Raw genomic sequence first — 10415 nt, 5'->3', positions numbered from 1 at the left:
AGTTCCGTGAAATTACGCTTGCCGCCGCCGTCTACAACGTCGAACAAGCCGTCAAACAATGAAACCCGACGCCTTCTGCGGATTCAATGAAGCCGTTTGATCCCTTCAAGGGGGTTGGTTGCCTGGTCGGTAGTTTTCATTGCCTGGCCCTCTGTCCGGTAACCCGGATGCTTGCCTCACGATTTTTCGGATCGCCAGACGGCGGTCGATTTACCCCCGTGAGTTTCGATGCCTCGCGGGTTATTGAAATCGCCAGACGGCGTCGGGGTCGATACCCGTGTTGAGTTTGATTGCCCTCGAACATGTGTTTACCTCGGGTTAGCGACGGTCGAAAATCAACAGAAGGCGAGGGGTTGGGATGCTCCGGCGGGGATTTGAACCCCGGTCATTGCCTCGAGAGGGCAATATGATTGGCCGGACTACACTACCAGAGCGTATCCGCGTGCGTCTGAACGCATCTCAGGCTAAACCCGAAGGGAGTAAAACAGTTGCGCTTCACCGTCGCCGTGTGTGGGTTTGTCGTGTTAACACATGACTCAATGGACTCGATCAGGTGTGATTAGAGACTTCAACTGAGCCGTCCACCAGGCCTATCCGGTTTAGCCATCAACGGTGAACGTCACGGCAGTTGACGCCTCGTCGCCCATCACGGAAGCAGGAACGAGTGTGACGGTCACGCGGTGCTCGGTGGCGACGTTCGGGTTGTCGATCACATAGGTGACATCGACGGCGACGAACGCGTAGATGTCGTCATACGCAAATTCGACCATTCGGGCACCGGTAACTCCGGGGTCCTGCTGAACGGTTGAGACGGCGTGGGGTCGTCGAAACGTTCGTTTCGGCGTCACGGCGGAAAGGAATCGACCGATTACGGTCGCTAACTGAGGAAGGGTCGATGGCGAACCGTTCGGACGGCCACCCGCCGCCAGCGTTAACCGGTTGCCCGAGGAACCCCAGCCATGAGCGACAGATCGCTAACGCTGTTGGAGATCCATCTCGGTGACGCCACGATCCAGATCGGCCCGAAGACGATCGGCTCGAAGATGGCCACCCGGGATGTGAGTGAAACTGAAGAGGAGGCGAGCGACGATCCCGAGAACCGTAGGTGTGCGCTTCGAACACCCCTCCTCGTCCTTCTCGTGCTCGGTGTGGTGGCGGCAGTTGTGGCGGTCGTGTGGAAGCAGGTCGCTGCGAACGGGCTCGAAGACGCCACTGCCCTCGACGAACTCAACGGGTGAGTGGGTACGGGTCGTGTCGGTACAGACCGACACGAGTAAGCTGTATGCGATCGCGACGCGGAACGATACGGAGCGACGTGTAAGCGACCTCGACGCGGATCGACACAAGCGCTTTGTCGGCGGCGAACCTGAGACGGTTATGGATGTTCTTCGAAGCCTCCGGGCGGTTGCCGAGGCCTCCGGCACCGGCGTCATCGACTGGGAGAAAGCCGCCGAGGCCGCGAAGGCGAGCACCGAACCCGGCTCGCTGGATCTCACCCCCGCCGAGCGTGAAGGATACGCCGCGGACGTCCGTGACGCCCGTCGACGCGTCGGTGAGGTCTCGGGGTTGAACTTCGAGGTCCCGGGAGCAGTGGAGGTCCAGAACCGGCACCACTGGATCGACGCGAACGTGGACACGTTACGGAACGTGATGCGTCCGATCGAGGGCGCCGCGACGCCGCTGTTGCCGGACCTCTCTCGGATCGCCAACACGGGGTCGCTCGCGTTCACGCTCGGGTTCCTCGGTCGCAACGTCCTGGGACAGTACGACCCCCTGCTGCTCGCCGACGAGCCGGCCGAGGATCATGGGCTCTACTTCGTACATCCGAACATCACCGCTGCGGCCAGCGAGTTGGATCTCCCCTATCCGCGATTTCGGCGCTGGATCGCCTTCCACGAGGTGACACATGCAGCGGAGTTCGGTGCCGCCCCGTGGCTCCCCGAGTATCTCGAATCACGGCTCGAATCGGGGATCCAATCGTTGACCGCGGGGGGGCTGGACCCCGGGGCGTTCGCGGAGCTCCAAGTCGCGATGACCGCCGTCGAGGGATACGCGGAGCTGCTGATGGATCGGGCGTTCGATCGGGAGTACGCGGACCTGCGTCGGAAGCTCGATGAGCGGCGGAGCGGCGGGACACCGATCGAACGGTTCGCCAGACGGCTGCTCGGGCTCGGAATGAAGCGTCGGCAGTACGAACGCGGGGCGGCATTCTTCGAGGCCGTCGCGGACGCCCGTGGGATCGAAGCCGCGGGCGTCGTCTGGTCACGTCCGGAGTACCTGCCGACAAACGACGAGCTTGATCATCCGGAGACGTGGCTGCTCCGGGTCGATCCGTAGTGAATCGGGGAACAAAGACGAGCGAAACGGATCGACGGTGAGAGCCAAAGGGCGACGACGAGCGAAACGGATCGACGGGGGAGACAATGAGCGATGGCGAGTAACCACGAACGACGAGATTTCGATCCACGATCTGGGATCGGTGGGTCCGCAATCGATTTGTGTTGCACACGGAAGTGAAAGGTTCTTAGGGTCGGCGGTCGCCCGATAGGGCATGACGAGCGTCAAGGACTTCCGCGTCTCGGAGCCGGCGACCAGCGAGTCGCTCGGTCGTGGGCGGTTCGTGTTCACCGACGCGTATTCGGTCTTCGACTGGGGACGGATGCCGGATCCGATCCCCGAGAAGGGCGCGAGCCTCTGTACGATGGGTGCGTACAACTTCGAGCTGCTGGAAGCGAACGGGATCGCCACCCACTACCGTGGGGTCGTCGATGGCGGCGGGGAGGTGACGTCGCTTTCGACCGTCGAGGGCGCCCCGACGGAGATGGCGATCGACTTGACGCAGGTCCCAGAGCTACCGTATGAGGGAGCAAAAGCAGGGTACGATTACACATCGTTCCATGACGCGGGCGGCGAGAACTACCTCATCCCGCTCGAGATCGTCTTTCGTAACCGCGTGCCAGTCGGGTCGAGCCTCCGAAAGCGGATCATGCCGGCCGACATCGGTCTGGAGCACGAGTCGTGGCCCGAGGAACCGATCGAACTCCCGGAACCGGTCGTCGAGTTCTCGACGAAGTACGAGCGGCAGGATCGGTATCTCTCGTCTGAGGAGGCGGATCGGATCGCCGGCATCGCCGACATCGATGAACTCGAAACCGTCGCCCGAAGCGTGAACGAGGTCATCACGGAACGGGCGGGAGAGAGGGGGTTTCTCCACGAGGACGGGAAGATCGAGTGCCTGTATTTCGACGGGGAGATCCGCGTCGCCGACGTCGTCGGCACGTTCGATGAGAATCGGTTCGCCTACGGCGGCACGCAGCTTTCGAAGGAGGTGATCCGGCAGTGGTATAAACGGAACCAACCGGCGTGGGTCGAGGCCGTCGCTGAGGCGAAACGCGAGGTCAGGGGTCGCGAGACGGACGACTGGCGGGGACTGTGTGACGTCTCGCCGACGACGCTGCCCGACGACGTCATCGGGACGGTTTCGGCGATGTACGCCGCCGGCACGAACGCCTACACCGGCGAGAAGCGGTTCGATGCGCCCGGGATAACGGCGGCGCTCGAAGCGGTTTCAAGGCTCTGAACGACGCAATGGCCCTCCCTCGATGAGGTCATAGCCGGGCGAAGAGGGATGCAGCACGGGGACTTTTGCACGTCGCCACCGTGGATATGGGCATGACGAGCGAGGCCGGATTCGGCGAGCGGTTGGAGACACTGACGGAGACCTACGTCGAGCGACTCGAGGCGTGTGCGGCGTTGTTACCGGAGCTCTGTGAACGGTACGCCTCCGACGGGGACTACTCGGGGACGCTCGCGAGGATCGAGTCGCTTGAGAGCGAGGCGGACGACCTCGTCCGGGAGATCACGGCGATGATCACGGACGCCGGTGCCGACGATATCGGGCTGTTGAACACCCGGATCAACTTCAATCAGTCCGCCCTGCTCGATCTGTACGGGGACCTCGACATCGTCGCGAATCACACCGAGCGTATCGCGCAGGAGGTCGTGATGACGCGCCCGGACCCCGAACGTGAGCCCTTCGCCCGACTGCGGGAGATGGGCGAGGAGGTCGTCGCCATGGCCGAAACCCTCGCCGACGTGGTCGTCCGCTTCGTCCGTGGCCTCGCACGGGCCGATACGAGTGAGAACATCACCGACGGGATCGAGTCGATCCGAGCGGCCGAGAGCCGATGTGACACGCTTCGCAACGCCGCCATCGAAGCGGCGTTCGAGGATGGGGCGACGGCCGAGGCACTGCTTCAACGGGAGCTTGCCATTCTCCTCGATGAGCTTGCGAACGCGATGGAGGACCTCACGGATGCGATGGTGATCATCGCGAGCAAGGAACCGGGCGTGATCGCCGGCGATAACGGATCATAACAACCGGATGCATCAGCCGGCGAGCGAGGAATCACCGCGCTCGTATCGAGCGGGATGTCTACGTGGCCCATACGAACGGCCGTCTCGCATCGTTTTTACTCGCCGCGGCCGCACCGGAGGTAATGAGTTATCGGATCGGGCTGGTCGGGAAGCCCTCGGTGGGCAAATCGACCTTTTTCAACGCGGCGACGATGAACGACGTGCCGGAGGGTGCCTACCCGTTCACGACGATCGATCCCAGCGTCGGGGAGGCGTACGTGCGCGTCGAGTGTGCGGCCCCGGAGTTCAACGAGACGTGTACACCGAGCGTCGGTATCTGTGCGGACGGAACGCGGTTCGTTCCGATAAAACTCGTCGACGTCGCGGGCCTCGTCCCCGGCGCACACGAGGGACGCGGGCTCGGCAACCAGTTTTTAACCGACCTCAACGAGACGGACGTCCTGATCCACGTCGTCGACTTCTCCGGACGGACCGACATCGAGGGGGAGGCGACCGAGGGACACGACCCGCGTGAGGACATCGACTTCCTCGAACGCGAGCTCGACGAGTGGTATCTCGACGTATTAAAAAAGGGGATCGAGAAGTACGAAACCCGCTATCACGGATCCGAGGCCGCCATCGAGGAGGAGCTCGCCGAACAGATGTCGGCGTTCGGGATCGACAAGGACGGGATGAAGCAGGTGATCCTCGCACAGGGGCTCCCGTTGGAGCCCGCAGAATGGGAGGAGTCGGACCGTGTGGAACTCGCACGGGAGCTCCGGAAGCGAACGAAGCCGATGGTCGTCGCCGCGAACAAGATGGATACGCCGGCCGCACAGGAGAACTGGGGGCGGATAACCACCGACTCGAACTACGATCACCTCTCGTTCGTCCCCGTAAGCGCCCATGCCGAAAAGGCGCTCAAACGGGCGGCCGACGCCGACGTGATCGAGTACGTCGCCGGCGACGACGGGTTCAACGTGGTTGGGGACGTCTCCGATGAACAGGCGGCGGGCCTCGAAGCGATCGGCGCGTTCATCGAGGAATACGGCGGAACCGGCGTGCAGACCGCACTGGAGGCGGCGGTCTTCGACGTGCTCGGCTGCATCGCGGTCTTTCCGGGCTCGGCGAACGGATCGCGGGATGAAAAGGGTGTCTTTCGCGACTGCTTCCTCCTTCCGGCCGGCTCAACCACGGAGGATTTCGCCTTTCACATTCACTCGGATATCGGTGAGGGACTGCTCCACGGCACCGACTGTCGGACCGGACGTCAGGTCGGCACGGATCGGAAACTCTCCCACCGCGACGTCATCGAACTCGTCTCGACGAAGCAGGCGGCACCCTGAGCGCGTTGGCAGCGGAACGGGCAATAAAGCGACGAGGATAATGCGTATATATCAGGACAACGCTGGAAAGCACACAGAGGACCCGAACGTACCCACCGCGCGTCTGCTGGAAGCATGCATACCCGAACACCGCCCAACGCGGGACGATCGGCGGGCGAACTAGAAGGTGGTGACGTCGCCCTCGATCACCTTGCGGGTGATCTCGGAAACGTCGGCGAGTTCACGGTCGATGATCGCGGTCACCTCCTCCTCGATATCGACGATATCGACGCCCTCGGCGGTCACGATCTGGGCGTCGGCGACGTGGGGTTCATCGATGGGCCGACCGATCTGTGAGAGCAGCCGAACCTGGAGATCACGGATACCGTCGACCTCCTCGGTGACGGACTCGGCGATGGACGTCGAGAGGAGGTTGTAGATCTTTCCGATGTGGTTGACGGGGTTCTTCCCGGAGGTCGCCTCCATCGACATCGGGCGGTTCGGCGTAATAAGTCCGTTCGCGCGATTTCCGCGGCCGACGGAGCCGTCGTCGCCTTGCTCGGCGGAGGTCCCGGTCACGGTGAGGTAGATGGACCCCTCCTCGTAGTCGTCGGCGGTGTTGACGTGGACGTGTACCTCGCGGTCGGTATGGTCCTCGGCGAGGTCGGTGACGAACTCGCGCACGTCGGCGACGGCATCGTCGTAGTCGTCGAGGTCCTCGACGTACGCGTCGACCATCGCGGCCGCGACCGTGATGTCGATGCGGTCGCCCTCGCGTTTTCCCATCAGCTTCACGTCGGGGCCGAGTTCGGGATGGTCCGCGTAGTAGGTCGTGTTGAGCGCACGCTCGGCCTCGTAGACGATCGTCTCCGTCTCGGTGAGCGGCGCGTGGCCGACCCCGAAGGAGGTGTCGTTCGCCATCGGCACCTCCTGGGTCTCCTCGCCGAAGACGTCCTGCAGGTCGCCCGACCCCTCACCGAGCCGGACATCCACGACGATGTCGGTGCCGTATTCGAGTTCGGGGATGGTCTCCTCCAGATAGTCGCGGGCGGCCGCGAGCGCCGTGGAGTCCACCGGGAGCTGTTGACCGTCGTACGACTTCGTCGCGCGACCGACGACGAGGACGTAGATCGGCTCGATGACCTCGCCGCCGCCGAAAGCGGGTGCCGCACGCCCGGCGACGAGTTGGGTTTCGTCGGTGTTGTAATGCAGTACCTTCCCGACACGGTCGAGATAAAGCTGCGAGAGCGCGCGGGAGACCGACTCCGCGAGCCCGTCACTGATCGAGTCCGGATGGCCGACGCCCTTCCGTTCGACGATCTCGACCTCCTGATCCTCGACCGCCTGGCGGTCGAGGCGGCTGACCTGAATGTTCCGACTCATTGGGTTCCCGTACCCCCCGGGCTACGGTATAACTTGCGGAAACTCTCCGAGTCAAATTCATGCGACTAAGTTATGTTACGGCGATATCTGCCGTTCGGTGCCGCGGTGCGGACGCCGACTCACGTGTGAGCGGTGGGCTCACCCGTGTTCGAGCGATCGATGCCGGAGGAGATTGACGAGCGCGAAGAGGATCATCGTCGCCGGCACCGCGACGGAGACGCCGAGCGCGACCGCCGTGCCGGGAACGAGCGCTGTCTCGACGAGGAAGAAGGTGGTCGCGCTCGCGGTCGCGACGACGAGCACGAGCACCCACAGCGACTGCCGCGTGAAGACGTCCGTCGGCGTTCGTTCGAAGAGAAGCCGGTCGGCGATAACGGCGATCAGGGCGATCCCGGTGATCACGGCCCCGAGTCCGAACGAGAGCGTCGGGAGACCCGTCGTCTCCGGAAGCGCGTCAACGAACGAAAAGAGGAGGAAGAGACCGACGGAGACCCCGAGGTAGAGGCCGAACCAGAGGAGTGCGGCCCTTCGTAGCGAACGGGCGGTGTCGGCGTCGGTCATCGTTCGTGGTGTATTCGTCGGGAGAGGTGGTTAGGTGTTGCTGGTTCCGGCACCGATCGCCGCGGATGGGTCAGCGGGCCGCCTCGTAGGCCTCAGCCATGACGTCGATCGCGGTCCGGAGGTCGTCCTCGCCGGTCGCATACGAGATGCGTGCCGATCCCGCCCCACGCGCGCCGAACGCCTCGCCGGGAACGACGACGACGCCCCGATCGATGCACTCGGAAACGAACCCCTCCGGCACCTTCGGCATCGCGTAGAACGCGCCCCGCGGCGTCGGACACTCGATCCCGGCGTCGGCTAGCCCCGAGAGCAACAGGTCACGTCGCCGCTCGAAGGAGTCGGTCATCTCCGCGACGATCCCCCGATCCCCGCGCAACGCCGCCTCGGCGGCGTACTGTGCGGGCGCCGATGCGCAGGCCTGTGCGTACTGGTGGACCCGCACCATCCGGTCGACGCGGTCGGCGGCGCCGTACGCCCAGCCGAGCCGCCACCCCGTCATCGAGAAGAGCTTCGAGACGGCGTTGATCACGACGACGTCCCCCCCGTCGGTGAACTCCATCGGCGAGTAGTGCTCGCCGTCGAATACGGTGTACTCATAGACCTCATCGGAGATGCACAGCACGTCGTGTTCGTCCGCGATCCGCGCGAACTCCCGGACGTCGTCCTCCGAGGAGACGGCCCCCGTCGGGTTGCCGGGGGAGTTGACGATGAACGCCGCGGTGTCCTCGGTGATCGCCGCCTCGATCGCCGCCGGATCGATCGTGAGGTCATCACGGAGCCCGACCGGGACCGGTTCGCCTCCGGCGAGTTTCGTCAAGGCGTCGTAGGAGACGAAGCCGGGATCGGGGACGATCACCTCCTGACCGGCGCTCACGTGCGCCTCGATGGCGATGTGGAGCGCCTCGCTCGCGCCCGCGGTCGCGACGATGTTCGCCGGATCGAGGTCGATCCCCTGATCGACGCGGTGTTTCTCGGCGATCGCCTCGCGGAGGCTCTCGATCCCCTTGTTCGCGGTGTAAGCGTCCGTCTTGCCGGCCCGGATGGCCTCGACCGCTGCCTCGCGGGCGTGATCCGGCGTCGGGAAGTCCGGCTGGCCCAATCCGAGGTTGATCGCATCCGCGCCCGCCGCCTCGAAGACCTCGCGTATCCCGCTGATCTCGATCCGCTCGACCCTGTCGGAGAACGTCGGCATGATACACATGAGGGACCCGACCGGAGTTAGCTCTTGTCACGTGCGGTGCCGAGAGTTCCGGGAGCGAACGAAGGTGAGCGAACGAAGGTGAGCGAACCCGCCGGTAGTTCCTTTGTCGGTCGACGAGAGCAGATCGCATGGACGCGCTCATCACCGACACCCTGCTCGTCTCCATGGACCCGGGAGCGACGGGCGGGAGCGGCGAATTGGGGATCGTCGACCGCGGCGCGGTCGGCTGGACTGACGGGGAGCTCACCTACGTCGGCCCGACCGAGGCGATCGACCCGAACGATGCCGCCCGGACGATCGACGGCGACGGGTGTCTCACGCTGCCTGGGTTCGTGAACGCCCATGTCCACGGCCGCTACTCGGTCATCCGGGGGGCCGCACAGGACGTTCCGGAGATCGAGTGGATGGACCGCGCGCTCGACCCGATCGGCCGGCACGTCTCCGCCGAGGACGGTATCGTCGGCGCGAAACTCACCGCGCTGGAGGCGATCGCCGCCGGCACGACGACGCTCGGCGAATACGCCGCCGACGTCGCCACGCTGGTCGACCGCGTCTATCGCCCGTTCGGGCTCCGCGTCGTCGCCACCGAAACGATCAACGAGGTGCCGGGCGACCGCGAGGATCTCGACCCGAACGAGCCATTCGCCTTCGACCGCGACGCGGGGCGGGAAGCGCTCGACCGGACCGAAGCGCTGTTCGAGCGGTACGGAGATGATCCGCTGGTCGTCCCCGCTTACGGCCCGCAGGCGCTCGATATGGTCTCGATGGAGACGCTGACGGCGGTGTTCGACCGTGCCCGCGAGCAGGATCGGACCGTTCACGTTCACGTCGCACAGGGCGAACGGGAGCGCCGCGCGGTGGCCGCCCGCTACGGAGAGGACGCGACCACCGTCGGGGTGCTCGATCGCGAGGGTTTCCTCGGTGATCACCTGCTCGCTGCACATCTTCACGGCGCAACCACTGCGGAGCGAAAGCGGCTGGCTACAGCCGGCGTGCGGATGGTCGGTTGTCCGTCCTCCATCGCCGCGATCGACGGGATCGTCCCGCCGATCGTCGAGTACCGTGAACACGGCGGGACCGTCGGGATCGGCACCGATCAGGCACCCGGCACGGGGGGACATAACACGCTGCGCGAACTCAGGACCGCGGCGTTGCTCGCGAAGGTGGATCGACGGGATCCGACCGCGCTCGATGCGCCCGCGGCGCTGAAGATCGCGACGATCGGCGGGGCACGGGCGCTCGGAATCGACGACGTGGTCGGATCGCTCGCGCCGGGCAAGCGTGCGGACGTCGTCGTCTGCGACCTCGATGCAGTCGGCGTCGCCCCGACGGCCCCCGAGCCGTTCCACACGGCGATCCCGAACCTCGTCTATGGAACCGCGGGTGCGGAGGTCCGTGACGTCTTCGTCGACGGGGTGCAACTGGTCTCGGCCGGCGGGATCGTCGGCGTCGACGTCGACGACGTGGTCGTGGAAGCGAACGAGCGGGCCGAGCGGATCTTCGCGGACGCCGAGGAGGAGTGGCGGGCGGCCGGATCCACGCTCGTCGATGACGTCGACGCGGGACGGTTGTGATCGGCGGCGAGGGTG

The 10415-nt window shown here is 64.9% G+C and carries 10 protein-coding genes and 1 tRNA gene; 6 read left to right on the top strand and 5 right to left on the bottom strand.

The annotated features are described in order from the left end of the window. Positions 1-359 precede the first annotated feature (359 nt). Together CHB65_RS09505 and CHB65_RS17435 are read right to left on the bottom strand one after the other, a co-directional pair. A tRNA-Glu gene (locus CHB65_RS09505) sits at positions 360-434 on the bottom strand. Positions 435-599: 165 nt separating this feature from the next. Further along, positions 600-770, bottom strand: a complete 171-nt coding sequence (locus CHB65_RS17435; RefSeq protein ID WP_179213632.1) for a hypothetical protein — start codon at positions 768-770, stop codon at positions 600-602. 189 nt (positions 771-959) lie between these two features. Here CHB65_RS17435 and CHB65_RS09500 point away from each other — a divergent pair, with 189 nt between their 5' ends. The 5 genes from CHB65_RS09500 to CHB65_RS09480 all read left to right on the top strand — a co-directional run bounded on the left by CHB65_RS09500 (position 960) and on the right by CHB65_RS09480 (position 5702). Further along, complete coding sequence (locus CHB65_RS09500; RefSeq protein WP_089384821.1) at positions 960-1238, top strand: hypothetical protein; 279 nt, start codon at positions 960-962, stop codon at positions 1236-1238. A 139-nt stretch (positions 1239-1377) separates the two neighbouring features. Continuing rightward, a complete protein-coding gene (locus CHB65_RS09495) occupies positions 1378-2337 on the top strand; it encodes a zinc-dependent metalloprotease (RefSeq protein WP_089384834.1) in 960 nt (319 codons plus the stop codon). 214 nt (positions 2338-2551) lie between these two features. Continuing rightward, positions 2552-3580, top strand: a complete 1029-nt coding sequence (locus CHB65_RS09490; RefSeq protein WP_089384820.1) for a phosphoribosylaminoimidazolesuccinocarboxamide synthase — start codon at positions 2552-2554, stop codon at positions 3578-3580. A gap of 92 nt (positions 3581-3672) precedes the next feature. Next, positions 3673-4377 (top strand): DUF47 domain-containing protein, encoded by a 705-nt coding sequence (locus tag CHB65_RS09485; RefSeq protein WP_089384819.1) that lies wholly within the window; start codon positions 3673-3675, stop codon positions 4375-4377. A 122-nt stretch (positions 4378-4499) separates the two neighbouring features. Then, entirely contained in the window at positions 4500-5702 is a 1203-nt protein-coding gene (locus tag CHB65_RS09480) for a redox-regulated ATPase YchF (RefSeq protein WP_089384818.1), read from the top strand. A gap of 159 nt (positions 5703-5861) precedes the next feature. Here CHB65_RS09480 and CHB65_RS09475 read toward each other — a convergent pair whose 3' ends face one another. The 3 genes from CHB65_RS09475 to CHB65_RS09465 all read right to left on the bottom strand — a co-directional run bounded on the left by CHB65_RS09475 (position 5862) and on the right by CHB65_RS09465 (position 8817). Then, positions 5862-7064: a methionine adenosyltransferase gene (locus tag CHB65_RS09475; protein ID WP_089384817.1), complete on the bottom strand. Its 1203-nt coding sequence runs from the start codon at positions 7062-7064 to the stop codon at positions 5862-5864. 138 nt (positions 7065-7202) lie between these two features. Continuing rightward, positions 7203-7625 (bottom strand): hypothetical protein, encoded by a 423-nt coding sequence (locus CHB65_RS09470; RefSeq protein ID WP_089384816.1) that lies wholly within the window; start codon positions 7623-7625, stop codon positions 7203-7205. Positions 7626-7695: 70 nt separating this feature from the next. After that, positions 7696-8817, bottom strand: a complete 1122-nt coding sequence (locus CHB65_RS09465) for a pyridoxal phosphate-dependent aminotransferase (protein WP_089384815.1) — start codon at positions 8815-8817, stop codon at positions 7696-7698. Positions 8818-8954: 137 nt separating this feature from the next. On the opposite strand from CHB65_RS09465, the gene CHB65_RS09460 reads away from it, so the two are divergent. After that, on the top strand, positions 8955-10400 hold the full coding sequence (locus tag CHB65_RS09460; RefSeq protein WP_089384814.1) for an amidohydrolase family protein: 1446 nt from the start codon (positions 8955-8957) through the stop codon (positions 10398-10400). Positions 10401-10415 lie beyond the last annotated feature (15 nt).

It is taken from the genome of Halorubrum vacuolatum (assembly GCF_900188065.1).
GTDB lineage: Archaea > Halobacteriota > Halobacteria > Halobacteriales > Haloferacaceae > Halorubrum > Halorubrum vacuolatum.
Note: the sequence above shows the minus strand (reverse complement) of the source record. Positions and strands in the feature narration are given on the sequence as shown.

Excerpts from the sequence above, each read along its gene's own strand:
- CHB65_RS17435 (WP_179213632.1), bottom strand. The coding sequence starts at position 770 with ATGGTCGAATTTGCGTATGACGACATCTACGCGTTCGTCGCCGTCGAT.
- CHB65_RS09500 (WP_089384821.1), top strand. The coding sequence starts at position 960 with ATGAGCGACAGATCGCTAACGCTGTTGGAGATCCATCTCGGTGACGCC.
- CHB65_RS09485 (WP_089384819.1), top strand. The coding sequence starts at position 3,673 with ATGACGAGCGAGGCCGGATTCGGCGAGCGGTTGGAGACACTGACGGAG.
- CHB65_RS09460 (WP_089384814.1), top strand. The coding sequence starts at position 8,955 with ATGGACGCGCTCATCACCGACACCCTGCTCGTCTCCATGGACCCGGGA.
- CHB65_RS09490 (WP_089384820.1), top strand. The coding sequence starts at position 2,552 with ATGACGAGCGTCAAGGACTTCCGCGTCTCGGAGCCGGCGACCAGCGAG.
- CHB65_RS09470 (WP_089384816.1), bottom strand. The coding sequence starts at position 7,625 with ATGACCGACGCCGACACCGCCCGTTCGCTACGAAGGGCCGCACTCCTC.
- CHB65_RS09465 (WP_089384815.1), bottom strand. The coding sequence starts at position 8,817 with ATGCCGACGTTCTCCGACAGGGTCGAGCGGATCGAGATCAGCGGGATA.
- CHB65_RS09480 (WP_089384818.1), top strand. The coding sequence starts at position 4,500 with ATGAGTTATCGGATCGGGCTGGTCGGGAAGCCCTCGGTGGGCAAATCG.
- CHB65_RS09495 (WP_089384834.1), top strand. The coding sequence starts at position 1,378 with ATGGATGTTCTTCGAAGCCTCCGGGCGGTTGCCGAGGCCTCCGGCACC.
- CHB65_RS09475 (WP_089384817.1), bottom strand. The coding sequence starts at position 7,064 with ATGAGTCGGAACATTCAGGTCAGCCGCCTCGACCGCCAGGCGGTCGAG.